This window comes from Flavobacterium pedocola (assembly GCF_053764385.1).
Genome location: NZ_JBSNCR010000006.1, coordinates 125,461 through 151,075, shown reverse-complemented (window position 1 = coordinate 151,075; position 25,615 = coordinate 125,461). Strand labels below are relative to the sequence as shown.

General features: G+C 37.3%; 35 protein-coding genes. 31 read left to right on the top strand and 4 right to left on the bottom strand.

Annotated elements, in window-relative coordinates; all coding sequences use genetic code 11:
• The first annotated feature begins 82 nt into the window (after positions 1–82).
• The 30 genes from ACWPKD_RS13990 to ACWPKD_RS13845 all read left to right on the top strand — a co-directional run bounded on the left by ACWPKD_RS13990 (position 83) and on the right by ACWPKD_RS13845 (position 20,638).
• Positions 83–679: a hypothetical protein gene (locus ACWPKD_RS13990; protein ID WP_455413315.1), complete on the top strand. Its 597-nt coding sequence runs from the start codon at positions 83–85 to the stop codon at positions 677–679.
• 47 nt (positions 680–726) lie between these two features.
• Positions 727–1,164 carry a DUF6210 family protein gene (locus ACWPKD_RS13985; RefSeq protein ID WP_455413314.1) on the top strand — a complete coding sequence of 146 codons (438 nt, stop codon included), beginning with the start codon at positions 727–729 and terminating at the stop codon, positions 1,162–1,164.
• Between the two features lie 51 nt (positions 1,165–1,215).
• Positions 1,216–1,791: a hypothetical protein gene (locus tag ACWPKD_RS13980; protein ID WP_455413313.1), complete on the top strand. Its 576-nt coding sequence runs from the start codon at positions 1,216–1,218 to the stop codon at positions 1,789–1,791.
• 111 nt (positions 1,792–1,902) lie between these two features.
• Complete coding sequence (locus ACWPKD_RS13975; RefSeq protein WP_455413312.1) at positions 1,903–2,610, top strand: suppressor of fused domain protein; 708 nt, start codon at positions 1,903–1,905, stop codon at positions 2,608–2,610.
• A 64-nt stretch (positions 2,611–2,674) separates the two neighbouring features.
• A complete protein-coding gene (locus ACWPKD_RS13970) occupies positions 2,675–3,175 on the top strand; it encodes a hypothetical protein (RefSeq protein ID WP_455413311.1) in 501 nt (166 codons plus the stop codon).
• Positions 3,176–3,183: 8 nt separating this feature from the next.
• Complete coding sequence (locus tag ACWPKD_RS13965; RefSeq protein ID WP_455413310.1) at positions 3,184–4,653, top strand: FAD-binding oxidoreductase; 1,470 nt, start codon at positions 3,184–3,186, stop codon at positions 4,651–4,653.
• A gap of 49 nt (positions 4,654–4,702) precedes the next feature.
• A complete protein-coding gene (locus ACWPKD_RS13960) occupies positions 4,703–5,080 on the top strand; it encodes a hypothetical protein (RefSeq protein WP_455413309.1) in 378 nt (125 codons plus the stop codon).
• A 115-nt stretch (positions 5,081–5,195) separates the two neighbouring features.
• The gene (locus ACWPKD_RS13955; protein WP_455413308.1) at positions 5,196–5,843 is read left to right on the top strand and encodes a hypothetical protein; all 648 of its coding nucleotides are present in this window, start codon (positions 5,196–5,198) and stop codon (positions 5,841–5,843) included.
• Positions 5,844–5,980: 137 nt separating this feature from the next.
• A complete protein-coding gene (locus ACWPKD_RS13950) occupies positions 5,981–6,613 on the top strand; it encodes a YdcF family protein (RefSeq protein WP_455413307.1) in 633 nt (210 codons plus the stop codon).
• Positions 6,614–6,711: 98 nt separating this feature from the next.
• The gene (locus ACWPKD_RS13945; RefSeq protein ID WP_455413306.1) at positions 6,712–7,272 is read left to right on the top strand and encodes a hypothetical protein; all 561 of its coding nucleotides are present in this window, start codon (positions 6,712–6,714) and stop codon (positions 7,270–7,272) included.
• Between the two features lie 78 nt (positions 7,273–7,350).
• Entirely contained in the window at positions 7,351–7,875 is a 525-nt protein-coding gene (locus tag ACWPKD_RS13940; protein WP_455413305.1) for a hypothetical protein, read from the top strand.
• Between the two features lie 66 nt (positions 7,876–7,941).
• Complete coding sequence (locus ACWPKD_RS13935) at positions 7,942–8,505, top strand: YdcF family protein (RefSeq protein ID WP_455413304.1); 564 nt, start codon at positions 7,942–7,944, stop codon at positions 8,503–8,505.
• A 43-nt stretch (positions 8,506–8,548) separates the two neighbouring features.
• Positions 8,549–9,010: a hypothetical protein gene (locus ACWPKD_RS13930; protein WP_455413303.1), complete on the top strand. Its 462-nt coding sequence runs from the start codon at positions 8,549–8,551 to the stop codon at positions 9,008–9,010.
• 87 nt (positions 9,011–9,097) lie between these two features.
• Complete coding sequence (locus ACWPKD_RS13925; protein WP_455413302.1) at positions 9,098–9,712, top strand: hypothetical protein; 615 nt, start codon at positions 9,098–9,100, stop codon at positions 9,710–9,712.
• 62 nt (positions 9,713–9,774) lie between these two features.
• Positions 9,775–10,377: a CHAP domain-containing protein gene (locus tag ACWPKD_RS13920; protein ID WP_455413301.1), complete on the top strand. Its 603-nt coding sequence runs from the start codon at positions 9,775–9,777 to the stop codon at positions 10,375–10,377.
• Positions 10,378–10,514: 137 nt separating this feature from the next.
• Positions 10,515–11,045, top strand: coding sequence for a hypothetical protein (locus ACWPKD_RS13915; RefSeq protein ID WP_455413300.1), 531 nt, complete (start codon positions 10,515–10,517; stop codon positions 11,043–11,045).
• A gap of 131 nt (positions 11,046–11,176) precedes the next feature.
• Positions 11,177–11,905, top strand: a complete 729-nt coding sequence (locus tag ACWPKD_RS13910; protein WP_455413299.1) for an SH3 domain-containing protein — start codon at positions 11,177–11,179, stop codon at positions 11,903–11,905.
• Between the two features lie 2 nt (positions 11,906–11,907).
• The gene (locus ACWPKD_RS13905) at positions 11,908–12,495 is read left to right on the top strand and encodes an MlaD family protein (RefSeq protein ID WP_455413298.1); all 588 of its coding nucleotides are present in this window, start codon (positions 11,908–11,910) and stop codon (positions 12,493–12,495) included.
• A gap of 183 nt (positions 12,496–12,678) precedes the next feature.
• The gene (gene lepB / locus ACWPKD_RS13900) at positions 12,679–13,371 is read left to right on the top strand and encodes a signal peptidase I (RefSeq protein WP_455413297.1); all 693 of its coding nucleotides are present in this window, start codon (positions 12,679–12,681) and stop codon (positions 13,369–13,371) included.
• Positions 13,372–13,379: 8 nt separating this feature from the next.
• Entirely contained in the window at positions 13,380–13,829 is a 450-nt protein-coding gene (locus ACWPKD_RS13895; protein WP_455413296.1) for a hypothetical protein, read from the top strand.
• Positions 13,830–13,877: 48 nt separating this feature from the next.
• Positions 13,878–14,657 carry a DUF1963 domain-containing protein gene (locus tag ACWPKD_RS13890; RefSeq protein WP_455413295.1) on the top strand — a complete coding sequence of 260 codons (780 nt, stop codon included), beginning with the start codon at positions 13,878–13,880 and terminating at the stop codon, positions 14,655–14,657.
• A gap of 84 nt (positions 14,658–14,741) precedes the next feature.
• Positions 14,742–15,476, top strand: coding sequence for an FEKKY domain-containing protein (locus tag ACWPKD_RS13885; protein ID WP_455413294.1), 735 nt, complete (start codon positions 14,742–14,744; stop codon positions 15,474–15,476).
• A gap of 31 nt (positions 15,477–15,507) precedes the next feature.
• Positions 15,508–16,065 (top strand): lysozyme inhibitor LprI family protein, encoded by a 558-nt coding sequence (locus ACWPKD_RS13880; RefSeq protein WP_455413293.1) that lies wholly within the window; start codon positions 15,508–15,510, stop codon positions 16,063–16,065.
• A gap of 46 nt (positions 16,066–16,111) precedes the next feature.
• The gene (locus ACWPKD_RS13875; RefSeq protein ID WP_455413292.1) at positions 16,112–16,585 is read left to right on the top strand and encodes a DUF1572 domain-containing protein; all 474 of its coding nucleotides are present in this window, start codon (positions 16,112–16,114) and stop codon (positions 16,583–16,585) included.
• 96 nt (positions 16,586–16,681) lie between these two features.
• Positions 16,682–17,236 carry a DUF2975 domain-containing protein gene (locus tag ACWPKD_RS13870; RefSeq protein WP_455413291.1) on the top strand — a complete coding sequence of 185 codons (555 nt, stop codon included), beginning with the start codon at positions 16,682–16,684 and terminating at the stop codon, positions 17,234–17,236.
• A 3-nt stretch (positions 17,237–17,239) separates the two neighbouring features.
• Entirely contained in the window at positions 17,240–17,446 is a 207-nt protein-coding gene (locus ACWPKD_RS13865) for a helix-turn-helix domain-containing protein (protein ID WP_455413290.1), read from the top strand.
• Positions 17,447–17,538: 92 nt separating this feature from the next.
• Positions 17,539–17,835 (top strand): hypothetical protein, encoded by a 297-nt coding sequence (locus ACWPKD_RS13860; RefSeq protein ID WP_455413289.1) that lies wholly within the window; start codon positions 17,539–17,541, stop codon positions 17,833–17,835.
• 112 nt (positions 17,836–17,947) lie between these two features.
• Positions 17,948–19,195 (top strand): peptidase T, encoded by a 1,248-nt coding sequence (gene pepT, locus ACWPKD_RS13855; RefSeq protein ID WP_455413288.1) that lies wholly within the window; start codon positions 17,948–17,950, stop codon positions 19,193–19,195.
• A 93-nt stretch (positions 19,196–19,288) separates the two neighbouring features.
• On the top strand, positions 19,289–19,873 hold the full coding sequence (locus ACWPKD_RS13850) for a YdeI/OmpD-associated family protein (protein ID WP_455413287.1): 585 nt from the start codon (positions 19,289–19,291) through the stop codon (positions 19,871–19,873).
• Positions 19,874–19,966: 93 nt separating this feature from the next.
• The gene (locus ACWPKD_RS13845; RefSeq protein ID WP_455413286.1) at positions 19,967–20,638 is read left to right on the top strand and encodes a hypothetical protein; all 672 of its coding nucleotides are present in this window, start codon (positions 19,967–19,969) and stop codon (positions 20,636–20,638) included.
• A 51-nt stretch (positions 20,639–20,689) separates the two neighbouring features.
• On the opposite strand, the gene yajC is transcribed toward ACWPKD_RS13845, so the two are convergent.
• The 4 genes from yajC to ACWPKD_RS13825 all read right to left on the bottom strand — a co-directional run bounded on the left by yajC (position 20,690) and on the right by ACWPKD_RS13825 (position 23,609).
• A complete protein-coding gene (gene yajC, locus ACWPKD_RS13840; protein ID WP_455413285.1) occupies positions 20,690–20,965 on the bottom strand; it encodes a preprotein translocase subunit YajC in 276 nt (91 codons plus the stop codon).
• Positions 20,966–20,975: 10 nt separating this feature from the next.
• Entirely contained in the window at positions 20,976–21,455 is a 480-nt protein-coding gene (locus ACWPKD_RS13835; protein ID WP_455413284.1) for a DUF1573 domain-containing protein, read from the bottom strand.
• A gap of 20 nt (positions 21,456–21,475) precedes the next feature.
• Positions 21,476–22,420, bottom strand: a complete 945-nt coding sequence (gene nusB, locus ACWPKD_RS13830) for a transcription antitermination factor NusB (RefSeq protein WP_455413283.1) — start codon at positions 22,418–22,420, stop codon at positions 21,476–21,478.
• An 82-nt stretch (positions 22,421–22,502) separates the two neighbouring features.
• On the bottom strand, positions 22,503–23,609 hold the full coding sequence (locus ACWPKD_RS13825; protein ID WP_455413282.1) for a Glu/Leu/Phe/Val dehydrogenase dimerization domain-containing protein: 1,107 nt from the start codon (positions 23,607–23,609) through the stop codon (positions 22,503–22,505).
• Positions 23,610–23,810: 201 nt separating this feature from the next.
• Here ACWPKD_RS13825 and ACWPKD_RS13820 point away from each other — a divergent pair, with 201 nt between their 5' ends.
• Positions 23,811–25,559, top strand: a complete 1,749-nt coding sequence (locus ACWPKD_RS13820; protein WP_455413281.1) for an ABC transporter ATP-binding protein — start codon at positions 23,811–23,813, stop codon at positions 25,557–25,559.
• Positions 25,560–25,615 lie beyond the last annotated feature (56 nt).

Below are 25,615 nucleotides of genomic sequence, written 5' to 3'. Positions count from 1 at the left end.
TTTAGGTATATTTGTAAGTAACGGCATTAAATTTAAAGCTTACGGACATACTAACCCATTAACAAAAAACATAAAAACAACAATGAAAAATAAAATACTGTTCGCGATACTGTTTCTGGCATCACTTCAATGTTTTTCACAAAAAGTGACCACTGAAAATTTCGAGACCAATTTCAATGTATTGCTTGAAAACCTTGAGAAAGAAGACTGGAAAGTTGCTGAAAAACTTAGTATCGATTTGTTGGAATATGTTGAACCGAAACAAGAATTAGACATCGAAAAAAAGGTTTTACGCTATATGCTGATTTACGCAACTGCAGGCCTTTTAAACGAGAAAAAGCTATCAAAAGAAGCCGCCCTGAAAAAAGTAATCCATTTGAAAGGCAAAGAAATGATCATGCCGGCCCACCCTTTTAACTCAAGCTGTTATGTGAATTGTACCCATTTGTCTGATGAAGAAAAAGACACCTTTTTCTCCGGAGTGAACAATAAAAACGGAACCCAGATTTTTGCATTTGAATATGTCCAGATAAAAAACGGGATTGCCGATACAAAAGAACAACTGGAAGGTAAATTTATCATTCTGAAAGGTACTTTAAACGAAATTTCAGTGGATGGCTTCACACTCCCGAGGTTTAAATTAAAATTCATAGACGGTGAATATGAATTTGCAGAATAACTAAAAGCATCTGCATATATTTTTAAAAACAGAACCTACAGAATTATATGAAACCAAAGGTGAAATTACATGATGCAATTGGTTTGGGTTTGATCATAAACTATCCAACCGGCATTACTTTCACGAATCAAACCGGTGGGACAGCCTGTTACCAATCCTCCTGCGAAGGACTCTATTTACCGATCGGTAACGATATCACAGTTGATGAAAACAGATTAGTAAGTCCGTCAATAGCTTTGGAAAAGTACTTTACCAACGCCAAACATTCAGGACACGGAGCCACTGATGGCCTTGACAGGGATGATTATGATGAAATAAATAAGACCCTGAAAGCATATCATCTAAGTGATTCTATTGCAATAGATGAAGAATCCCTTGCGAAATCACATGAAGCCTGGATTTATGTAAAAATAAAAAATCTTGATCTGATCGATGATTTCCCGGAAAACCTCGACGGAATTTTGACCTGGAGCAACAGTGATTAAAACATCCGCAGAACATCAAAAACAAACAAAAAACAAAACTCAAATAAGAACATGAAAGCAACAATCGGCATACTCGTAATTTTTATAACGGCATTATTTTCTTCAGGTATTTCGATGCAGCATGTAAAAATTGGTGATCCGGAAAAATCACTAAAAAGCATTATGCTGAAAATTGAAGCAAAAGAAGACGGAATGGTAAAATACCTTACCCAAAACAACAATCATTTTTCCGTAACCCTGGAAAACGGAAAAGTTGTTTACATGGAAAACGACTGGCTGCAAAAACCGGAAGGTAAAAAACCATTATTCTCGAATTTTGTTTTTGGTAAAACTTCTTTAAGGGAAATCAGAAAAACCTTTGGCACCAACGGATTTACCTATAAAGAAAGAAGTGCTTTTACAACAGATACAGATTTAATCCAGTTTAATTGTTTTGAATTCGATTCGCCTAACAATGAAGTTTTAGTACTTATCACAAAAGTAGCATTAGACGCAGAATTGACCGAAGAAAACGTGTCCGACAAACTGAAACTCGATGCCATCATAATCGCCGATAAAAAATATATGGACGCTACTTGGGGGAGTGAAAAAATATTTGATCCGAACTACAAGAAGATAAAACCTTAAAAGAAGGGGTTGACTCTAAACCTTAGCTTCTACCCTACACCTTTCTTTAACTTTTCGATATATTTGTAAATAAACCCCACCATATCTCACAGCAGCAATAAGTATACAACCATGAGCATATTAGACGAAACTTTGGAATTCTTTCAGAATAAAGAATATTTTGACGATCACGCAGAATGGATTTCAGACCATATCGACAAGTTTTTCCCAAATGAAGAAATTAAGGTTTTCCATGAAATGATAACATTCGATTTCAAAGTCCATGTGTATTTCATAAAACCTAAAGAGTATTCGTTTAACATTTTGCTGACCTCGGGAATGAGTTCTTTAGCGATGCAGGTTCCTAATGAACTGGAAGACAAAGAGCAGTACCAATATGCAGAATTAATGATGTTACTCCCGAAAGATGTCCATTTTGAAGATGTATACACCGGTGAAAACAAAAATGACTACATCATTTCCATGTTGAAACAAACGGCTAAATTCCCTCACCATTATGAAACCTGGATAGGGATTGGCCATTCCATCAGAGCTTCTGAAGATTTAGAATCCTATGGGCCCGGAACTGATTTTGTGGGTGGGCTGATACTGCCTTCCGTTACTTTTGACGAGGATTTCACTGAAATTAAGCGCGAAGGAAGAATAATAAACATTTATAGCTTTTTCCCGTTGTATGAAAATGAACTTATGTATAAAATAGAAAACGGTTACAATGCCTTTTTAGATGTATTAATGAAAACGGATACTAAAGAAATACTGGATAATAACAGGCAAAATTTATTTGCTAAAAAATCCTTTTGGAGCAGATTTAAATCATAGGAAGTGGAAAATATCCTTCTGCAAAAATTGAATCTTCAGAAACACAGTTCTATTTATAAATTCAATGAAAGTATTTTTCAGGATAATAATCGGAGTAGTCGTTGCCTATTTTTTGGCTGTATTGGCTTTCCTTTACGAAGAGCGTTACAGAAAATTAATTAGGAAACTGTATGGTTTACTAACCGAGAACAAAATTACCTTTGAGCAATCCGGAAAGTATTTTCACTTTCCAAGCGGTACTTTTATTTTTGCCTTTGTTCTCTTTTCAATAACGCTGTTCCTATTGTTAAAAAGACAAAACAAGAGACAACGTATAAAGAATATAGTTTTTGGGATTTTACTTTTAGCGATTTCAACATTTACGTTTTGTTTCCTGGACAGCGTTGGAAAACTGGCAGAATGCACCGCCTGTAATGATGGCAAAAGGGTTTTAGGTTTCAATGCCATCAATTATGATTTGCTGTTTGTAATGAGTTTACTTTTTGCAATCCTTCCCACTATTGTTACAGAAATTAAAAACAGGAATCAAAAAAAAGCAGTCACAGGCAGCGATTTTAAACAATAACAAAAAAGATGAAAAGAAAACACTATTGGTTTTTAGGTGTATTGGCATTATTGATTTTCATAGCCGTTCCGGTTGTTCATATCCTAAAAACAAAATGGAATGAAAACGATCGGAAAATCGAAATTCCAAAGGGGTATACAAATGATGCCAGCCAGCTCAACCTTACCAAAGTAGACACCATCATAAAAGTACCGAAGACTAAAGCGGAAATCGAAAACCAACTTCGCCTTATCCTGAAACATGCGCAAAAGAACAAGCTGAAAATTTCCATTGCAGGAGCGCAGCACAGTATGGGCGGGCACACCATTTACCCGAACGGCATTGTCCTGAACATGCTGCCTTACAAGCAAATGAAATTGGACACGGTCAATAATATACTAACTATCGGTTCCGGTGCCTTATGGGAAGATGCGATTGAATATCTGGACAAATACGGAAAATCAATTGCCGTTATGCAGGCCTTCAGTTCTTTTTCGGTGGGAGGTTCCATCAGTGTAAACGGTCACGGCTGGCAAAAGGATCTTCCACCAATTTCTTCAAGTGTTGTCGCCTTTACTTTAATGAATCCCAAAGGGGAAATCATAGAATGCAGCCGAGAAAAAAACAAGGAACTGTTCAAACTGGTAATAGGCGGTTACGGACTGTTTGGAATTATCCTGGACGTGCAACTAAAAGTTGTTGACAACATTGCCCTGCAGTATAAATACTTCAGGTTGAGCCCCGAAAATTACGTTGCCCACTATAAAAAATTAGTTTCAGGCAACGAAAATGTGAACCTGGTTTTTGGCCGATTGCGTATTTCGAATAAAGAATTCTTAGAAGAGGCGACCATTAATTTCTTTGAGAAAACAAACCAAAAGCCTTTGCCTTTAAAACAGCAGAATGAGAAAAACGAAGAAACAAAAAGATTGGTTTTCAGAAGCACCGTAAACAGCGAATACGGGAAGCGACTGCGGTGGGATCTGGAAACCGGAATGAATAAAGTTTCAAAAAACAATATTTACTCCCGTAACGAATTACTCAATGATAATGTTTCACTGATTGAAAACAAAGATCCGAATTCCACCGATCTGCTTCAGGAGTATTTTATCCCGGAAAACAACTTCAATCAGTTCATCAACGACATCAAACCGATTCTGCTGGCTTCAAAAATCGATTTGCTGAACATCACGATACGTGGCGTTCATACCGACCATGACAGTTTCCTCAATTATGCAAGAGAAAACACCTTTGGTTTTGTATTCCTGTTCAATCAGAAGAAAACGGAAAAAGAAGAAAACCAAATGAAGCAACTCACCAATCTGTTGGTTGATGCTGCCTTGAAAAACAGAGGAACTTTTTATCTTCCCTATCGTTTGCATATTGACCGAAGCAAAATGAGGAAATCCTATCCGCAAGCCGACGATTTTTTTAAACTAAAACGGAAATATGATCCTGAAGAGCTGTTCAACAATAAGTTCTACGAACACTATAAATAAAACCGCCGTTTTTGACTAAATTGACCGTGAAAAGTAGAAACAATAAAAAATGGACACCGAAACTCCAAATGCCTATAATTGGTTTGCGAAACTGAAACTGACAAAGTTTATCCCTTGGCACTTCGACGAAACCCTGACCTTAGATTCAATTGGGAACGAACGGTTTGCAATAGAAAACAACGCTAATCGTAAAGTGCAGACCTTCGGAAAAAGGCAGGACATGGACACCTTCGCAGGATTTGAAATCAAAAACGGAAAGGTTTGCGAAAATGTGATCGTTTTTCATCCGTCCTTTCAGAAGAACACCTCCGATTGGGATATCATCGAAAACGAATATTCCGATTTTTTTGAGTTCATGAAAAATCAAGTGCTGCCTGATATGAAAGAATGGATAGTTGATGATAATGTGGAAGATTATTTAAGCTAAGAACAAGACAAAAAAACAATGAATCTGCTAAGGGACAAGTACAATTTGAAAATCAGCTTAACCAAATAAATCCTCATCAAAGCCCAAAACCAACACCTGCGATAACCATTAGAAAATGATACGTAAACTAACAATACTTACATTTCTTTCGCTTCTCACCCATTTTCCCGGCTATTCGCAGAAAAAAATCTGTGAAGAGAAGACTGTTATGTTCAGTCAATGCTATTCTCTTGAAAAAGACGGCACGTTTACATATACTTACCGGGATTGTACCGGCGGTAGCATCGGCAAGGGTAAATATGTTGAAACGAAAAAAAACATAAGCTTCTTTTTTGAAACTGTCCCTACCTTGGAAATCAGTAAAAAAGAAATTCCGGAAAACGGTAAAACAGTAACACTGAACCTTTATGACATTACAGATAAAAATCCGATGCCGGGAATTGAAATCAGCTATGGCGGGCAAAAATTTATGACAGACGAAAACGGAACGGTGTCGATTGCTTATTCGGAAGGGCCAATCACAATCCATAAGTTCTTCAGTTCCGACCGTTTAGAAATAAATCCGAAAGAAGACAAAGCTAACCGCTACAACGTATTTTGGCAGTTGTACAACACAAGTTTAGTTGAAAAAGGAACAGTCACTGTACTCAGAAAAAAAGGTTCCCGATACAAATTCAAAGAGGCTACCAAAAAATATAATGAAAAAACAGAAACTTACCGGCCTTATACCAGAACAGCATATTACGCTGAAAGAAAGGATTAAACGACAGCACTTAAACAACGATTAAATTAAAATATTGGCATGATAGAACGCTTTAAAACATTCATAAAAATAATTGTAAACCTCATCATCAATCTTCCTTAACCGTAAAACGACGAACATTCTGTGGTGTGCATTCTATGAAACGAAATCCAAGCAAAAAATTTAAACGCATACTGACATTAGTACTTCTGGTGTTGCTGTGTTATTTCATTTTCAACGGATTCGTAATTTATAAGTATTCCGATGAATATTCTGAAAAGAAAAGCGATGTGGCAATCGTTCTGGGCGGCGGGACTGCCAACGGAAGAATGTCACCGGTTTTTAAAGAAAGGGCAAACCACAGCATCTACCTTTACCATAAAAAAACAATAAAAAAGATCATTCTAACCGGCGGATTCGGAACCGGACAAAGCCGATCAGACAGCGAAATCGCAAAAGATTACTTAGTGGCACAAGGCCTTCCTTCAGAAGTAATCATAGTTGAAAAAAAATCCCGATACACCATTGAAAACTTATTGGAAGCCCGACAAATAATGGATTCTCTGGGATTCCGATCAGCATTAATCGTAACCGACCCGCTTCACATGAAACGCTCCATAACCCTGGCTGAGGCGTTGGAAATGAATTGCAAACCTTCTCCAACCAAAACGACAATGTATCGCTCCTTTTGGCCAAAAACTGAATCTTTGGTCTACGAAACCTTCTATTATTCTTTAGGCAACTTAACAGGAAATTATAAAGGCAAAACGAAAAAACAGGAAAGCCCTTAAAACTGTAAATAAGGCTGATAATTGTATGCACTTCGAATCTTTTCATTGCGTCTTTTGAATATATTTGTACGGATTGGTAATTACCTCATCTCACGATTATGAAACCACTGTTTTGCCTGGTATTTCTCATACTGTTCAGCTGCACTGATTCAAATCAGGTAAAAGATATTGAGCTGCTTATTTACTTCGACGATCCAAAAGATTTTCAGGTATATTCAACTATCAATACAACCGGGCTTGCGCAAACCCTTTATAAATCTGAGAAATCAAAATCTATAGATAACTGTCAGTCACAAATACGAAAAACCTTGATGGATTCGATTATGCGCACCTGTGAAAATAAAAATGAAGCGGATTTTGTTTTTAAAGCTTCAAAGTACACCTGGTACTGCGGAAACTGGCACAGCGTAAGAATAACCTATGAAAACGGAAAAAACATAGTATTCCGATATCCTTATGCAAACAGCGAAAACAAGCAGTTTCTTCCGTTCCAGGCTTTATCGGAACAAATACAAAAGGACACCTTATCGGCAAATCGTTCAAAAATTGGCCAATTAAGTAACATCCATACTAAACAGGAAAAATTCTCTGCTATAACCTTTGAAAAAGATTCATTGGCATTTGTTGAATCCCTAAAAAAAGAAAAACAAGTTAAATAGTTCGTTTGTATTTCGAAAAGAACCGAAACTTACATAACTTCTGAAAACAAAAACAGTCTAACCGATACCTGCAAAACCTTGAAAAAATATCTTTTAACAGCTGTTACCATTGGGATCATTTCATTTGCCCTGCTAACCTTCTTTGGCTATCGATACGAACAAAGTTTTATTGAATTTGACAGTACGAAGCCTATAAAAACCACGTTATCAAAACAGTTTTACACGGTTTATTCCGTAAGCGACAACCCAAAACACAAAGTTGCCGTTTCAAAAGCAAAAGATAATGCACTAATGTTCAGGCTATATACTGATGCTGATTCTTTTGCAAGATTACGAGTTAATATGACGATTAATGAGAAAAAATATTACAGCGTTGGGCATGTGGCCATTAATGAGGAAGGCCAATATCACTTAACAATTCAAAACAGTCCCGAAGAACAGCCTATAAAATTAGCGCTGCAGGGACAAAATGATGATACATTTTATTTAAAAGCATTGCTAATAACTTACGTTGTTTGCCTTATAAGTGCAGCCGCAACCATCATTGCCGCCTTGCTGTTAATCCTTAAAAAAATAAGATCCAAATCGGCTTCAGAAAAATAACAGCTAAAAGCGGTTTAACCAATAGCATTTTAAGTATTTATCGGAACTACCTACCATTTCCCAACTATGAAAAAAAACAGGATTTTAAAATCAATCTTCATCATATTAACCGCTTGGTTTTTACTGCACTCCCTTTACATTACTGCAGATGGCCTGAGCGACAAAAACAAAACCGCCGATGTTGCCATAGTACTCGGGACTAAAGTAAATACCGACGGCACGCCATCCGAACGTTTAAAAGAACGGCTCAACAAAGGCGTTGCATTATATGATGAAGGGCGAATTAAAAAAATAATCGTCAGCGGCGGATTGGGTAAAGAAGGATTTTGGGAAGGCAACAAAATGAAGGACTATCTTATCGCAAATAAAATCCCTGCCGAAAAGATACTGGTCGATAATTACGGGAACGACACCGAAAAAACCGTAATAAACACCATGAGAATAATGGACAGTTTACAGTATAACAGTGCCATTTCCGTGTCACAATATTTTCATCAAACCCGGACCAAAAGGCTTTTTAAGAAAAACGGATTTCAGAACATTGAAAGCGCCAGCCCAACTTATTTCGAATTCCGGGACTTGTACTCCATTTTCAGGGAATTTGTCGGCTTTTATGTGGAAGCTTTATAACAATGGAATATCTGCTTTAATTAACTGAAACACTTAAAAGTACATGAACCTGTCGGATTTTATTTTAAACGGTCAGTTGGAAAATTTAAAAGTCGGGGCAACTCTTTCAGACGCCAAACTGGAACTAGAGCCTTTAATTGGGGAAGAAGGCGATATTCCGGGCCTTTATGAATATACAGACTTTCAAATAACCGGTTTTAAAAACATCGTGATTGGGATAGCGTTCGATTTTGAATACGAAACCGAAAAGAAATACGTTTTAAATAGTGCCTCCAAAAACGTTACCATCGGTTTTAATACGACACTAAATGCGTTTGAAAATTTTTTAAAGGAAGCCAACCTGGAATATGAACTACGGGATTCCACAGCTGATGATTTCAAAGAAATTCATCTTTTACAAAGCAATATCATTCTTCGGTTTATCAATCCGGATTTTAAAAACTTGTACAAAGCCTATACTTTTGATACGGAACTGTATGAGAAAATAAAGCACACCAACTACTAACAATCTATGAAACAATTAATTGCTTTTACAGCACTCCTTATATGTTTTGCCTGTTCTTTTAGTGAAAAACAAGACACAAAACCCAATTTGAAAAAGCCGTTAGCGAAAATCGAAAAAAAAGTCGCTGAAGATTCTTTGATATATCTCGAAAAATTATTGCTTGTCGGGGATTTTGACGGCGATGGCAAATCGGATACGATCCAACAAAATGTTATTAACGAAAATACTAAAGAACAAATTGACCATTTCCCTAATAGTGTTTGCAGTAGTTGGGATTCCATTGCAAGTTATTTTGACCGGAATAACGCCGACATAATCCTTACCATGAAAAATCGAAAATGCGATACACTTCATTTAGGTTCCGGAGGCGGATTATATTGCCTGATCAACATTGGCGACAACAATAAGGACAAGAAAGATGAAATAGCATTGGTGCCGGATCACTACAGTTTTTCAAATATCATTGACTGCAAGATTTATACGATCTGCAATGGGAATTGGACAGAGTTAAAAACATTTAAGGTTTTCAGAAGTGCTTTTGATTATGAAAGAGGAAAAAGTCTTCCCAGATTTAATCAAATCAGAGGTTATTTAGAATACCGGAAAAACAAATGGCATTACATTGATTATTATGACTGGTGGGGTGCCGAAACAGCTAAAGACTCCGCTTTAAAACCTCTGAAAATTAAAAAAGGCTGCTGATTTGAAAGGATCGGTAAAAATCATTCGCAATAAAAACTATTCACAAAAAACACATTTAAATTTTGAAAACAAAACGCTGGACATATACCGTAATCGGATTGCTCCTTTTGAGTTTAGCCGGACTTTGGAGTTTCAAGAAATTCAACTTTAATACGGACCTTTCCGTTGGCCAACCGCTTGACAGTCTCAATGGTGTCAGTGTTTTTTATAATGGTGGTGTCGATAATGTAAATGGCCGCAATACCACGGCTGACGGTTATAATTTAGGATTGAAATACCAATGCGTGGAATTTGTGAAACGGTATTACTACGAACATCTGAATCACAAAATGCCGGACAGCTATGGCCATGCAAAAAACTTTTTTGACCCAACCGTAGCCGATGGGCAACAAAACAAAAAACGGGATTTAATCCAATACACCAATCCGGGACACACAAAACCCGAGGCGGACGACCTATTGATTTTTGACGGAACGCTTCTTAACAAATACGGGCACGTGGCAATCATTTCAAAAGTAACTGATTCAGAAATTGAAATAATCCAGCAAAACCCCGGCCCGTTCAGCAAATCAAGGGAAAACTACCCGCTGGAACACAACAACGGAAAATGGGAAATAAAAAACAAACGCATACTAGGCTGGTTACGTAAGGCCAAGCAAGACTAAAATGAAAGCAAAAGAAAACAGTTCCTTAAAAACAATAAAATAATTCTTTAATCAATAGCTGTTGCATTTGTCTTCTTAGTTTTACAAAACCTTCATTTAAACTTTTCGGTATATTTGTACGAATCAGTCACAAGCACATGAAAATCGCAGTTTATATCATATTCTTATTTACAACACTAATCTCCTGTAAGCAAAACCAAAGCGAGTCAGGAAATGTTGTCATTTCAAAAAACGGTAACGATTCGATAGTTGAAAACGGAAACATAACTACGATCTATTCGACCGATATCAAAAAACTAGAAAAACTGCTTAACTTAAAGGATTATAAACCTACAAAAGTTAAATTCAAGTATACTTTTATAGACAATTCAGGTCAAAATGAGCGACTATCGGTTCCGGGGCCGTCCGACTATTCCATTGAGGCGCTGCTGTATTTTGATTCAAAAACTTTTGAAAAATTTTATGCCTTTGACAAAACCGCCGATTATCCTTCACCAAATTATCAGCTTGAAGACTTCAGATTCGATTGGTTGGATAAAGAGATACTGGCAGAATTACTAAATTCGGATAAAAACTATCATGGGCATCCTGATTTTTTCTTCGATACAATTAACGGACAATCTTGGTATCTGGACAATAAAATTCTAATCACGGAATTCACAAATTAAGAAGGGTATGAAAAAAGAACAATCTCCCATACGGATTGGGCTTCCAAAACCTTTACTTTTTTGTGTTACGGAAAACAGCTGACGGTTGGAAAATAAAAGCCATAACAATCTAAAAAAACAAAAAACACCTAATGACCAAATACCTGAAAATACTGTTACTGTTTTTCCCTTTTTTACTTTCCGGGCAAACCTTTAAACGAGGGCTTATTTTACCTTCGGTCGACACTTTGAAATATGCTGAAAAATATTGCTGCGTATTAACTCCCAAAGAAGGCTTTACGGTTTATGACGGGCCAAAAGGAAATGTTCTTGGAAAAATAAAAAGAGAAATAAACAAAAACGATGACCAATCCTTTTACGCCTTGTTTTTCATCTCCGGAAAAAACAAATCTAAAATGGATCATGAAAATTTCAGGGAAGTGGGCAGTGATCTTTTTGCGCTTAATTACACAGACCTTGTTGACGGCTATGTAAAAGTACTTCACCCACAGAAAAACTATTGGCTGAAAATAGAAGAGATAAACAAAAAAGAGTTCAAAATTGTTGCCTGGCTTGATCATTTAATAAAAGGAAGCCATGATGTTATGGGTTATTATGCCAATGACCCGGGATTGCGAATCCGAAAAGAACCAACCACCGAAAGCGAAATCATCACTACTGCCTATGGCGATTTGTTTGAAATTAAACTTACGGAACAGGTTTCTGGACCATGGTGCAAAGCAAAAATCACAAAATATAAAGAACATCCTTGCCACACAGAACTTGAGGATGAGGAAAATATAGAAAACGTATCCGAAGGCTGGATAAAAGTCATAGCCGATGACGGAGAACCTAATTTATGGACCTATAAAGGTTGCTAAAATTGATTAAAGCAATTCGGGAATACCTGCTCGAAATCGCAAAACCGGGACAGCTTCAGGAACTTGTGACCAAAGGCAAGAACAAAAAGATTAAAAACGCTTCTAACAAACAGCAAAAAATGAAAAAATTAATCCTTTTTTTAATCGGAATGGTAGTACTTTCCTGTTCAAAAGACAGAACCATCTACTTCAAAACAGCGAATGCGGAAGGCTTAACGGAAGAATCGGTTTTAAAAATCAAAGGAATGGAAATTGGCGAGATTTCAACAATTCAACTTACCGACCAAGGAGAAATCCTGATAAAATCGAAAGTAAAAAGCGATATCGATATTCCTGTGGACAGTGAATTCAAAATCGAAGATTCAGGGCTGATCGGTCCTAAAATGATTTCCCTGGAACTCGGAAAAAGTAAAGAAATGATCACTGAAAAAGACACCATTCTTTTAAAGTCGGAAACCGCTGAACCCTTAGGAATCGATTTAGAAAAAATCATGAATAAAGTCACCGGGGCCGACAAAAATGATTCCATTCTGAAAGAACTGAAGCGACTCAACGAAAATTTAGAAAAGCAACAAGCCAAAACCAATTAACAAGCCTATGCCCTTCAAGTATTTAATCGCAATATTGGTGTCTTTTACAGTGCTGTCCTGTCAGGAAAAAGTAAAAGCAACAATGGCGACATTCAGGCTTGTATGACTGTGTTCCAATACAATTCCAAGGGAGATTTTTACTATATTTGACATTCGCCACTTGTACTAAAATTCACCATTTAGATGAAAAAAAATTTCAGGGTTGCACTCAAAGCCATTACCGTTGTCGCTGGTATATATATCATAATTTCTGCATTCTGCTATTTTACCGGTGTTTTAAGAACATTCAGAACTTCGAGTACTGCCAATGAGCCCAATTTAGAACAGAATGCATTTATGCTCATTAGCAATCTGAAGGAGCCTAAAATAGGTGATTTCGTTTGTTATAACCATGTGGATCCCTTATTCGGAAAACATAGCCGCATTCACAGGTTATGTGCTAAAGAAGGCGACACTTTACAAATAATCAATGGAAAAGTTCACGTGAACAACGTAAACACCGATGAAAAAATCAATCTTATCCATTTCTACAAACTCCCGAAAAGCGACTATTTGAAAATTAAAGCTGCGGAAAATCTTGCTGACAGCAATCAGGTACTGATACTCGATACTGAAATTATCAATGTACTTCTGGAAGATCGCATCGCAAAAAAATACCACCTGGAAACTGCCAGAGAGATTATTCCTTCCGGTAAACGGGAAGACATGATTTATAACACTTACAAAACCAACTGGAACAAAGACAATTTTGGTCCGCTGATCCTCCCGAAAGGAAAGCTCTTTGTTATTGGCGATAATCGGGATAATTCGGAAGACTCAAGGTATATCGGGCTTATCGATGCATCAAATGTTGTAGGCGTCCTGCTAAATAATTAAAACAAAACATGAAAAACATCTATTTTCTTCTACTGCTTTTCTGCATCAGCGCTGCAAATGCCCAAACCAAATGGAAAACTTTTACTGCCCAATACGGCGTTTCAGTAGAGCTGCCGGACTATTTCTCAAAAGGAATCCTGGTAGCCGGAGGAACGTTGCAATGGTTTAACAACAAGGTCAACAAAGACTTTGAGTTAACCATAGAATCCTTCGGAAACGGATCGGGGAAAGATCTGGAGGAAACGTATAAAAATGATTTAAAAAACGAAAAAAACATCGTCTACAAAGTCAAGCGAAATACCTGGTATGTAATCAGCGGAAAAAATGAAGACGGTATTTATTACCACAAATCCATCATCAAAAACGGCATTCAGTTTCACCTGAGAATTATTTATCCTGAAAAAGACAAACAATTCGCTGAAAGCATAATCGGCAGGATTTCGACTTCCTTTAAGTAAATTGTAACCGATAAAAAATAAAGTTCATTAGAGAATATTTATAAAAAAATGATATTCAAAAAAACACCTCCGAAAGAGAAAATACTCAAATTTATTACTAAGTGTTTTTCAAAAGAAGTCGCTTTGCTATTAACTGAGAATTTAATCGAATCTGTAGAACTGGATTGGGACAAAAAAACTCCCGTAACAACCGGAGCCACTAAATGGGGCGGTTATCCTGATTTACCGGGTGATGTAAAATGGCCGGAGAACACAAATGGCAAATTGGATTTTATAACGCAGATCAATCTTGCCGAATTGGAAAACTATATTGAAGTTTTACCGCAAAAAGGAATTGTTTACATTTTCATTGACCTGAAAAACCTGTTTTCGGAAGAATTACCAACTGCTCAAAAATTTAAAGTTATCTTTTCTGAAAGTACCGATGCTTTAATTCCGCAGCAATATAAAAAACTGGCCCATCCGGAAGAAAGTCGCTTAAAAATCATTAAAACCTATTCCGCTTTACCGACTGATTCCCCGAAATTTGAAGGCATCGAAGTAACAGACGATGATTTTGACAATCTGATGGATCTGGGTTCCGAAATTATTGAAGAATGTGTTGGAAAAAGCGGCTATTTCCCTGTTGGCCAAAACATCAACGACAACACTTTGTACGATTGGAGTGCAGCTACCGGGAAAGAAAATGCAGACGACTATTTTTCAATTTTCCAAACCGATTTAGACCTCCTGAACTATCCGGACTGCTTTATGGAAATAGGTATTTTAAAAAAAGACCTAAAGCACAAAAATTTCGAAAATGCGGTGTTAGGTGTATACGGAACATAAAACTAATAAGCTATATTTATAACAACGGGAACCTATGAACTTGATAACCGATTAAAATTACAGCACAAAACCGAAAGTTCAAAAATGAAAAGAAAAACCACCTACACCTTTTTGACAATTCTGATTATCGCGGGAATTTACCTCGGTCTTCGCTTTGTCTTTGGCTTTTTCACACCGTTCAATTCCTGGACAGCACAACAGGACATCGATAACGGTAAAATTCAAATCGTGGAACTTGGTGAACTTCCTCTCAATGCTGCACAAAAACATAATCTGGCAAATCGTTACGGCTTTAAACTTTATTATTACGGATGCAACGTTTCAACAGATATTCAGAACGGCACTGACTATTACAATAAAAAAATGATCGGTCATCTGGAGCATAAATACGGGATTGGCTGGTGGACAAAATTCCAACATCAGCTTGACAGTATTGACAAAACAGCATCGGAAAGACCTGAACAAGCAACAAAAAATGCTGAAAGTCCAATAAACATAATCAAAAACCTCTTCAACAGCTATACTGAAAACCAGGAATCAACAGAATCGCAAGACAATCTGGATGCTATGGCTAACAGTTTAAAATCGCTTAAAACCGTAACCAATCCGGAAGATTTGGAACTTTTGATAAATGTCTGGATGTATTATGACCCAACCGATTTTCCCACAAGAAATTTAGTCTATGATGTTTTACAAAGTAACCGTCCTAAGAGCATTGAAGCCGTAAAAAAAAGAATCCATCACAAAAAAGACTGGGAAAAGGAAGGTTCGGCACCTTATTCAGAACTGAACGTTTTATTGAAGCAACTTGAAAAGTAAATCCACAACATTTAATATTAATCTAAAATCCATGAAAAAACTATTATTAGTAGTATCCATTCTATTTATCAGCCCTTTGGTTTCAGCACAAAATGACGGTCCAACAGAAATAACACCGCAACTGGCAGCAAAACTAAAAGCAGACATCGAAAAACAAGTTCCGGCTTTGCGAAAAAAACTCGCCGCTCAAGAGATGAATGCCGTACAGATTGAATTTACCATAGACACCATGCGCATCGAACGTTTAATGTCGAAACGTATTGAACTGGACTATTCAACCTCGGGCATGAATGAATCTGTACTTGAAGCCACCGATTCGTATGATAAATTGCTGAACAAATATTACAACAAGCTGATAAAAAAACTTCAACCGGAAGATCAGAAAGTATTGATCACCACACAAAGGGCCTGGATTTCCTTTCGTGATGCCGAAAAGAATCTCATCGATACCATGACCAAAGAAGAATATTCCGGAGGCGGAAGCATTCAATCGAATATTGCAATCGGTTCCTATGCAGACATAGTGGTGACGCGAACCCTCAAAATCTTCCATTACTATAACGATGTTGTCCAAAATCAACATCCTTAAGTGATTTTCAAATCCTAAGAATAGTTTCAACTTTATTAAACCGAATATGAAAAACACCTCTGCACTGGCAAACCGATTTCGGGAAGTCATCCTCAACGGCACCTGGATAGCTAACACCAATTATCAAGATCAGTTAACCGGCCTGAGCTGTGAAATCGCAGTTAAAAAAGTCGATAATTTGAACACCATTGCCGTTTTAGCACAGCATATTCATTACTACATCGACGGTATCAACAATGTTTTCAAAGGCGGAACGCTGGACATTCGGGACAAATACAGTTATGACTTCCCTCCTGTCCAATCTGAGGAACAATGGCAAAATTTCCTGAATCGCTTCTGGAAAGACGCCGAAGCATTTGCAACCCTGATTGAACAAATGCCGGAAGAAAAACTACACCAGGATTTCGTTGAGGCAAAATACGGCAACTACCAGAGAAACATAGACGGCATGATTGAGCACAGCTATTACCATTTGGCCCAAATCGTACTGATTAAAAAACTGGTTTTGCAGGGAATGTAAATCTAACTCCGTTTTTTTTTATTTATTAATATTTATTTATCGTTTATCAATAAATTTTTATTTATATTTGCTCAATCAATTTTAAACTTTGTAATCATGGAAATTAAAATCAGTACAGAGCAGATATTAAAATTACTGTACATTCTCTCCTGGATAATCTTCATTGGGCTTTGTATTGAAGCCGGCGGTTTTATCTTCAATACGTTCTTTGCACTTTATATCAATCCTATTGCTGCCCATAATTATTGGGAGGGCGCGGATTTCTCAAATCTTTACGACTATGATAAAGGCCAATTTTGCGTCGTGACCACCTTTATGACGATTACAGCCATCATGAAAGCCATCATCTTTTATCTGATTGTGAAAATTTTACACGATAAAAAACTGAATTTATCACAACCTTTCAATAAGGAAACCGGACGTTTTATTTTTAATGTTTCGTATCTGACGCTGGGAATTGGTATATTCTCTTATTGGGGCGTGAACTATGCCGGATGGCTGAGCACTCAAGGTGTAAAAATGCCGGACATACAACATTTACAATTAGCCGGGGCCGATGTATGGCTGTTTATGAGCGTTACATTATTTATAATTGCCCAAATCTTCAAGAAAGGTATCGAACTGCAATCCGAACACGAACTAACCATATAAAGTATGCCGATAGTAGTAAACTTAGACGTAATGATGGCGAAACGGAAAATCTCTTTGAATGAACTTTCAGAAAAAGTAGATTTAACGTTATCCAATCTTTCCATCTTAAAAACCGGGAAAGCAAAAGCCATTCGGTTCAGTACGCTGGAAGCTATCTGTAAGGCATTAAACTGTCAGCCCGGTGACATTCTGGAATATGTTGAAGACTAAACAACCGGAATTTATTCTGAAGGTAAAAGATTACGAAGCCAATTTATGAGTAACTTTGTAATTCGTTTATGTTCAACTAAATACATTCTGTTATGTACATCGTCAGAGAAATTTTTTATTTGCAGTTTGGCCGATATAAAGAAGCCAAAGCACTGGTGGATGAAGCAAAAAGCAAAGGTTTTATGAATCCTCCCGATGGTGGTCGTTTGTTGACCGATTTCACAGGAGAAGGTTACCGTCTTATTTTTGAATTTCCGTACAAAACCTTAGCCGATTTTGAAACCGATTTAGCCCGCGAAATGAACGCCGCTGAATGGAAAGATTGGTACGAGCGTTTCAAACCTTTTGTGAGACATTCCGAAAGGGAAATCCTTAAACAGGTTGGGTAATTAAAAACATTTATTCCTTAAAAATTATATTTCAAAAGAATATAAGTGGCTGGATTTTGTCCCTTCGAAATTCAAATAAACCGTATATTTGCTTTCCTTTAAAACAAATATTATGCAACACATTATAGACCGTTTCATCAGCTATGTAACTGTTGACACGGAATCTGATCCAAACTCAACTACAACACCAAGTACAGCTAAACAATGGGATTTAGCCAATAAATTAGTAGAAGAATTAAAAGCGATCGGGCTTCAGGATGTAACCATCGACGACAAATCCTACATTCAGGCGACTTTGCCAAGCAATCTTGATTACGATGTTCCGACGATTGGTTTCGTGGCGCACTTCGATACAACACCTGATTTTACCGGAGCCAATGTAAAACCACAGATTGTTAAAAATTACGATGGTAAAGATATCGTTCTGAATAAAGAACAAAACATTGTTTTATCACCTTCTTATTTTGAAGATTTGCTTCTATATAAAGGACAAACTTTGATTACCACCGACGGAACCACTTTATTAGGCGCCGATGACAAAGCCGGTGTGACCGAAATCGTTACGGCTATGGAATACCTGATCAAGAATCCGCAAATCAAGCACGGAACCCTGAAAGTTGGTTTTACACCTGATGAGGAAATTGGACGCGGGGCAGACTTTTTCGACGTAGAAAAATTCGGGTGCGAATGGGCGTATACTATGGATGGTAGCCAGATTGGCGAATTGGAATACGAAAACTTCAACGCAGCCGGTGTTAAACTGAAATTTAAAGGAAAAAGCGTTCATCCGGGTTATGCTAAGGGAAAAATGATCAATTCAATGCTTTTAGCCACCAAATACATTTCAAAATTACCCAAAGACGAAGTGCCGGAAAGAACTAAAGGCTACGAAGGTTTCTTCCACGTGGTTCATTTAGACGGAAGTATTGAGGAAACCAATGTACAGTTAATCATCCGTGACCACGACCGCAAGAAGTTCGAAAAACGTAAAAAACTTGCTCAAAAAATCGCAGACAAAGTCAACAAAAAATATGCGAAGCAATTCGGCGGAGATATTGTGGACATTGAAATCAAAGATCAATACTACAACATGCGCGAAAAAGTGGAACCGGTAAAACACATCGTGGATTTAGCGGAACAGGCTATGAAAGATTTAGGCATCAAACCGATTATTCGCCCAATCCGAGGCGGTACGGACGGTTCCCGTTTATCGTTCATGGGATTACCTTGCCCTAACATTTTTGCCGGCGGTCACAATTTCCACGGAAAATACGAATATGTTCCTGTAGAAAGCATGCAGAAAGCGATTGACGTAATTATCAGAATCGCCGAACTAACTGCAGACAAGTATAAAAAGTAAGCAGATTACAACAGTGCATCAGCATCATAACCGCAGATTTCAATTTTAAAATCTGCGGTTTTCTTTTTACATTAGTTTCCAAATCATAATCCTATGAAAGAAGAAAAAAACCCGTGGAACAAAACCAATCAATGGGAAGAAGAATTAGGTATTCTGAAATCGATTATCGACAAAACCGAACTGGAGGAAATGACCAAATGGGGCGGCCCCGTGTATACCGTCAACAAAAAAAATGTGGTGGGCATTGGAGGATTTAAGTCGTATGTAGGCATCTGGTTTTTCAACGGTGTATTTCTGAAAGACGAGAAAAACGTTTTGGTCAATGCTAACGAAGGCGTTACGCGAGGACTGCGCCAATGGCGTTTTGAATCCAAAGAAGACATTCTGAAAAACGAAAAATTCATTTTACATTATATCAAGGAAGCAATTGCCAATGAAAAAGCGGGATTAATCATCAAACCAGAAAAGAAAGAAGAAATCGTTTCAGATTTGCTGAATGCCGAATTCAAAACAGACAGCAAACTCAAAAAAGCCTTTGACGCTTTCACGCCCTACAAACAAAGAGAGTTTCTGGAATACATAGAAACCGCCAAACAGGAAAAAACCAAAATTTCCCGCATCGATAAAATCAAGCCGATGATCCTTGAAGGAAAAGGCTTAAACGACAAATACCGTTAACCAATAAAGTCCCGAAAACTCGGGATTTTTCTTTTATAAAATTCATTTTTTGTAAATATTTACTTATATTTGAATAATACTTATTTTCCGACTATGGACGCTTTCAAAACACAACCGGAACTGATTTCCTACAGGCAATTACGCCTGATTGTCGGACTGATCGGCTTCATTCTACCAATAATACTTATCACCGGAAATTGTATCGCTAAAGAAGCTTTTCATCTCGAACATTCCATAAGTCATTATTACCACACTAAAATGGGTGATGTTTTTGTCGGAATGCTTTGTGCCGTTGCCTTATTCCTGTTCACCTATAAAGGGTATGACAAAAAGAATAACGGTTTACTCAGTGATAACCAAACAGGAAACCTGGCATGTATTTTCGCTCTAGGAGTAGCCTTTTTCCCTACTTCCGCAACTAAAGACGAAATAACTTCAACCAGTTGGGTGCATTACATTTCTGCAGGCTTGTTTTTTTCCACATTGGCCTATTTTTCTTTGAAGAAATTCACTAAAACCAGAGGCTTGGTCACAGAAATGAAAGTAATACGCAATAAGATTTACAGATTTTGCGGATGGACAATTGTATTTTCAATCGTGATGTTACTACTTTATAATGTTCCGCTGATAAATAAATGGGTAGAGGAAAGTCCTTATTTTATCCTTTTTGAAATACTGGCTCTATGGGCATTCGCCTTTTCCTGGCTCGTAAAGGCTGAAGTTTTCTTCCCGGATCCTGACACCAAAGAACTAGAACTGGTTTAGCTATAAAAAAAGCCCCAAATTGGGGCTTTTGATATATTTCACAGACGCTAATTATTTTGCCTGATTAAGTTTTTGGCTCAACTCTAAAGAGATTGCAGAACGCTCCATTTTAATTTTACCGGCCATAGTTTCCACAATTACAGCATCATCATACAATTCTGCAATTTTTCCGTGAATCCCGGACTTCGTAATAATCTTGTCGCCTACTTTTAGCGCCGCTTCAAATTCTTTTTCTTTTTTAGCTCTTTGTTGTTGTGGGCGGATCATTAAAAAATAAACCACTACAAACATCAACAACAACGGTAAAAACTGACCTATTTGTCCCATATCTTATTTATTAGTGTGCTGCAGGAGCAGATCCTCCAGCTTTAGGTGTTACATTCGCTTTAATTGTTACCTGTTCAGAACCTTCACTCGTGTTGGTTGTCAAGGTAACGGTTTTTTGTTGTTGCCCCGGTTTCCCTGAAGAATTAAAAGTCACTTTCATATCAGCAGAAGTTCCAGGTTTAATCGGCTCTTTTGGCCACTCCGGCACAGTACAACCGCAGCTTCCCTGTGCATTCATGATGATTAAATCTGCTTCCCCTTCGTTAGTGATTTTGAAAACCGTTTCAACTTTATCGCCTTCTTTAATGGTTCCGAAATCGTGTTCCGTCTCATTAAAACTAATTTTTGGCAATTTCCCTGATGCTGAAGCTTCCTGTTCCGTTTGGGCTACATTTTCAGGATTGATTTTCTCTGAAGGATTTTCTTTTTTACAAGAAGTTGACAACACTAAAGCAGCGATGGCCAACATTCCGAAAGTTTTTCTGATCATAGTTTTTTTTAAAAAGTTAATTACATTAAACCTCTTCCGGTTTTGACTAATTTATTTTCTTTTTGGTATTCTTTGACAAGGTTATCTAAAATTCCGTTGATAAAAATACTACTTTTTGGAGTAGAATATTCTTTTGCCAATTCTAAATATTCGTTAATTGTAACTTTTACCGGAATGGACGGGAATTTCAGGAATTCACAGATAGCCATTTTCAAAATAATGGCATCAATTTCAGCGATACGGTCTGCATCCCAGTTTGGAGTTTTGTCGATGAATTCTTTTGTAAGCTCAGCATCATTTAAAACCGTTTTACGATATAGGTTTCTTACGAATTCCTTATCATCTGAATCTTTGTACAATTTCGGCACAAAGAAAGAATTATCATCTGCTGATTTGATCTGTTTTAACTGCTTGGCGATCATGGTATTTACCAATGGAATATCGTCTACCCACGTAAGTTTGTGATCTTCCAGATACTCGTAAAGCTTTTCATTCGGAGCAATTACTTCTGTGAATAAATCCACTACAAATTGTCGGTCTTCCTCGAAATCGTTTTTAGCAGTGCTCATGTATTTCTGGTACAATTCACTATTCTTGATTTCTTCCAAAAGCAACAAAATATAATCGTCGTTGTTTTTCCAGTTGTTTATTTTACGGTCTTCCAAAGCAATACTCAACGAATTGTTCTCTTCTAAAAGCTGTAAAATCTGGTTGTTGACAAACTTCTGGTTGGGATTGCGTTCTTCTTTAGTGGCAAGATGTTTTTTACTGGATTTGTCGATGAAGTCATCTTCTGCTTTTCGGATTTCCACAAGCGCGGAAATCATGATAAGATATAAATCCTGAATGTTTTCGATACTTTGGAACAGGAATTTTTCTTCCTTGTCAAGATTATCGGAATTGTTCTGATGCATGGCATAAATGGATTGCATCACTTTCACACGGATATGTCTTCTGTTTAACATCTTGGTAAGAACTTTAAAAATTAACGGAGCGAAAGGTTCTCTTCCGCTCCGCAAAATTATGAAATATTATTGACAGTGGAAATTACTTTCCGCCGTTTTCTTTTTTTCTGGCATCGATACGCTCCTGCGCCATTCTCATAGCCGCCTGGTGTGTGGTGATGTTGTTTTCTTTGGCATAATTGAAAATATCCAGTGTAGTGTTGTAGATATTTTGTGTTCTGCGCATTGCCTCGTCTTTACCATAACCTGCGATTTCACCGTAAACATTGATGATACCACCTGCATTGATTAAGAAATCCGGAGCATATAAAATACCTCTTTCCTGTAATCTTGCACCGTGAACCTGCTCAACAGCCAACTGATTGTTTGCAGCTCCGGCAATAACTTTTGCTTTGATTTTTTCAATTGTATCGTCGTTGATGGTAGCTCCTAAGGCACAAGGCGCATAGATATCCACATCCACTCCGTATAAATCACCGCCTGAGAAAACTTTAGCACCGTATTTGGCACCAACTTCCTGTAAACGGGCTTCATTGATATCGGCAATCTGAACCAAAGCACCTTCTTTAGTAATCAATTCCACCAAAGTTTCACCTACGTGACCAATACCCTGAACCAAGATTTTTTTACCTTCTAAATTGTCCGATCCGAACTGATATTTCGCAGCAGCTTTCATACCCATGTAAACACCATAAGCGGTTACCGGAGAAGGGTTACCTGAACCACCGATAGTTTCTGAAATACCGGTTACGTAATCTGTATGCTTTTTGATTAAATCCATATCAGCGGTAGTAGTACCTACATCTTCCGCCGTAATATATTTTCCGCTAAGTGAATTTACGAACTGACCGAATTTTGCAATCAGTTCCGGAGTTTTATCCGCTTTGGAATCACCGATGATTACCGCTTTTCCTCCACCTAGGTTTAAACCTGAAATCGCAGACTTGAATGTCATTCCGCGAGACAAACGCAATACATCATTTAAAGCCTCCCATTCATTGGTATATTTCCACATTCTGGTACCTCCCAAAGCAGGTCCTAAAACTGTGTTATGAACACCAATAATTGCTTTTAAACCAGTATCTTTGTCGTGACAAAATACGATTTGCTCATGATTATCAAATGAAACCTGACCGAAAACAGGGTCGATTTTGTGAAGCTCATTAGCGTTTGTAACTTCTGTTATCATGTTATAAAATGTTTTTAATAGGATGAATTATATTCAAAAACAGGATGCAAAATTACAATTTTATTCAGAATATTTCAGCATAAACGCCGAAAATTAATTTATTTTTAATATTTGTTTTCAGAATAATTTTTACGTTTTTCAAAATAAAAAACATTTTTTTAACTCAAAAAAACATAATATCATCATCATAATCAAAATACAATGAAAGAACTTCAATATTTAAACAAATATTTCATCAAATATAAATATCAGTTTTTGCTCGGTGTATTAATTACAACTGTAGCCCAATTCTTTAAATTATATACTCCTAAACTAATCGGAGAATCCATTAAGATTTTAGAACACAATAAATTAACGCCGGAATTAGTAAAAAAAGAACTACTGGAGAACATTTTACTCATTTTAGTGACAACATTAATTGCCGGATTCCTTACCTTTTTAATGCGACAGACCTTAATTGTAATGTCGCGTCACATCGAATTTGATTTAAAGAACGAAGTTTTCCAGCAATACGAACGCCTTTCCCAGAATTTCTACAAACAGAACCGTACGGGAGACCTGATGAACCGCATCAGCGAAGACGTTGGAAAAGTTAGACAGTATGTAGGTCCGGCAGTAATGTATTCCATAAACACCATCATCATTTTTGCTGTAGTGACCGTTCAGATGTTTACGGTTTCAAAAGAACTGGCACTATATTCCTTATTGCCGTTACCGATTTTAGCCTACAGTATTTTTAAAATCAGTACCGAGATCAACAAACGAAGCACCGCCTATCAACAAAACCTGTCCAAACTTTCAACTTTCACCCAGGAAATGTTTTCCGGCATCCGCGTAATCAAGGCCTATGCATTAGAAGATCAGAAACAAAACGACTTCACGGATTTGTCCAATGAGAGTAAAACCAAAAATCTCGACCTTGCAAGGGTTCAGTCGTTATTTGGCCCTTTCATGATTTTACTGATCGGTTTGAGCAACCTGGTTGTGATTTATGTGGGCGGTATGATGTACATCAACGGCTCTATTCCGGATATTGGGGTAATTGCCGAGTTCATCCTATACATCAACATGTTAACTTGGCCAGTAGCTTCTTTAGGCTGGGTTTCCTCCATGGTTCAGGAAGCGGAAGCCTCTCAGAAACGCATCAACGAATTCCTGAAAGTCGTGCCGGACATCCAAAACAATGTTGACGCTAAAACAGCAATTGAAGGCAATATTACTTTTGACAATGTTTCCTTCGTTTACCAAGACACTAACATTCAAGCACTTAAAAACATCTCTTTCACAGTCAACAAAGGCGAAACACTGGCAATTTTAGGAAAAACAGGTTCCGGAAAATCTACGGTTCTTTCCCTGATCAGTCGTTTGTATGATGTAGAAAACGGAGCCGTAAAGATTGACACTACCGATATCAAAAACCTCAACTTATTTGACGTGCGCGATCATATCGGTTTTGTTCCGCAGGATGCTTTCCTGTTTTCGGATTCAATTAAAAACAACATCAAATTCGGCAAGGAAGATGCCTCGGATGAAGAAGTAATCCAGGCTTCAAAAGCAGCAGTGGTCCATGACAACATTATAAAATTCACCAATCAGTATGACACTATTTTAGGAGAACGCGGTATTACGCTTTCAGGCGGGCAAAAACAAAGGGTTTCCATTGCCAGAGCCATGATCAAAAACGCACCCATCCTATTGTTAGACGACTGTTTATCAGCGGTTGACACTGAAACCGAAGAAGCTATCCTGAACAATCTTTCAGAGTTTTGTAAAGATAAAACCACGATCATTGTAAGCCACAGGGTTTCGTCAGCCAAAAACGCCGATCAGATCATTATTCTTGAAGACGGAAAAATAATCCAGCAAGGTTCTCACTATCAGCTTGTAAATCAGGAAGGTTATTACAAAGAGTTATATTACAAACAACTTTCCGAAAAAGAATTACAATAAAGTATTGGTTTTTACAGTTTTTTTTTAGATTTTTGGTTTCATCTAAACACAATTAA

Bases quoted from the DNA above. Each gene is read 5' to 3' on its own strand.
- ACWPKD_RS13990 (WP_455413315.1), top strand. From the start codon at position 83: ATGAAAAATAAAATACTGTTCGCGATACTGTTTCTGGCATCACTTCAA.
- ACWPKD_RS13985 (WP_455413314.1), top strand. From the start codon at position 727: ATGAAACCAAAGGTGAAATTACATGATGCAATTGGTTTGGGTTTGATC.
- ACWPKD_RS13980 (WP_455413313.1), top strand. From the start codon at position 1,216: ATGAAAGCAACAATCGGCATACTCGTAATTTTTATAACGGCATTATTT.
- ACWPKD_RS13975 (WP_455413312.1), top strand. From the start codon at position 1,903: ATGAGCATATTAGACGAAACTTTGGAATTCTTTCAGAATAAAGAATAT.
- ACWPKD_RS13970 (WP_455413311.1), top strand. From the start codon at position 2,675: ATGAAAGTATTTTTCAGGATAATAATCGGAGTAGTCGTTGCCTATTTT.
- ACWPKD_RS13965 (WP_455413310.1), top strand. From the start codon at position 3,184: ATGAAAAGAAAACACTATTGGTTTTTAGGTGTATTGGCATTATTGATT.
- ACWPKD_RS13960 (WP_455413309.1), top strand. From the start codon at position 4,703: ATGGACACCGAAACTCCAAATGCCTATAATTGGTTTGCGAAACTGAAA.
- ACWPKD_RS13955 (WP_455413308.1), top strand. From the start codon at position 5,196: ATGATACGTAAACTAACAATACTTACATTTCTTTCGCTTCTCACCCAT.
- ACWPKD_RS13950 (WP_455413307.1), top strand. From the start codon at position 5,981: ATGAAACGAAATCCAAGCAAAAAATTTAAACGCATACTGACATTAGTA.
- ACWPKD_RS13945 (WP_455413306.1), top strand. From the start codon at position 6,712: ATGAAACCACTGTTTTGCCTGGTATTTCTCATACTGTTCAGCTGCACT.
- ACWPKD_RS13935 (WP_455413304.1), top strand. From the start codon at position 7,942: ATGAAAAAAAACAGGATTTTAAAATCAATCTTCATCATATTAACCGCT.
- ACWPKD_RS13930 (WP_455413303.1), top strand. From the start codon at position 8,549: ATGAACCTGTCGGATTTTATTTTAAACGGTCAGTTGGAAAATTTAAAA.
- ACWPKD_RS13915 (WP_455413300.1), top strand. From the start codon at position 10,515: ATGAAAATCGCAGTTTATATCATATTCTTATTTACAACACTAATCTCC.
- ACWPKD_RS13910 (WP_455413299.1), top strand. From the start codon at position 11,177: ATGACCAAATACCTGAAAATACTGTTACTGTTTTTCCCTTTTTTACTT.
- lepB (WP_455413297.1), top strand. From the start codon at position 12,679: ATGAAAAAAAATTTCAGGGTTGCACTCAAAGCCATTACCGTTGTCGCT.
- ACWPKD_RS13895 (WP_455413296.1), top strand. From the start codon at position 13,380: ATGAAAAACATCTATTTTCTTCTACTGCTTTTCTGCATCAGCGCTGCA.
- ACWPKD_RS13890 (WP_455413295.1), top strand. From the start codon at position 13,878: ATGATATTCAAAAAAACACCTCCGAAAGAGAAAATACTCAAATTTATT.
- ACWPKD_RS13885 (WP_455413294.1), top strand. From the start codon at position 14,742: ATGAAAAGAAAAACCACCTACACCTTTTTGACAATTCTGATTATCGCG.
- ACWPKD_RS13880 (WP_455413293.1), top strand. From the start codon at position 15,508: ATGAAAAAACTATTATTAGTAGTATCCATTCTATTTATCAGCCCTTTG.
- ACWPKD_RS13875 (WP_455413292.1), top strand. From the start codon at position 16,112: ATGAAAAACACCTCTGCACTGGCAAACCGATTTCGGGAAGTCATCCTC.
- ACWPKD_RS13870 (WP_455413291.1), top strand. From the start codon at position 16,682: ATGGAAATTAAAATCAGTACAGAGCAGATATTAAAATTACTGTACATT.
- ACWPKD_RS13865 (WP_455413290.1), top strand. From the start codon at position 17,240: ATGCCGATAGTAGTAAACTTAGACGTAATGATGGCGAAACGGAAAATC.
- ACWPKD_RS13860 (WP_455413289.1), top strand. From the start codon at position 17,539: ATGTACATCGTCAGAGAAATTTTTTATTTGCAGTTTGGCCGATATAAA.
- pepT (WP_455413288.1), top strand. From the start codon at position 17,948: ATGCAACACATTATAGACCGTTTCATCAGCTATGTAACTGTTGACACG.
- ACWPKD_RS13850 (WP_455413287.1), top strand. From the start codon at position 19,289: ATGAAAGAAGAAAAAAACCCGTGGAACAAAACCAATCAATGGGAAGAA.
- ACWPKD_RS13845 (WP_455413286.1), top strand. From the start codon at position 19,967: ATGGACGCTTTCAAAACACAACCGGAACTGATTTCCTACAGGCAATTA.
- yajC (WP_455413285.1), bottom strand. From the start codon at position 20,965: ATGGGACAAATAGGTCAGTTTTTACCGTTGTTGTTGATGTTTGTAGTG.
- ACWPKD_RS13835 (WP_455413284.1), bottom strand. From the start codon at position 21,455: ATGATCAGAAAAACTTTCGGAATGTTGGCCATCGCTGCTTTAGTGTTG.
- nusB (WP_455413283.1), bottom strand. From the start codon at position 22,420: ATGTTAAACAGAAGACATATCCGTGTGAAAGTGATGCAATCCATTTAT.
- ACWPKD_RS13825 (WP_455413282.1), bottom strand. From the start codon at position 23,609: ATGATAACAGAAGTTACAAACGCTAATGAGCTTCACAAAATCGACCCT.
- ACWPKD_RS13820 (WP_455413281.1), top strand. From the start codon at position 23,811: ATGAAAGAACTTCAATATTTAAACAAATATTTCATCAAATATAAATAT.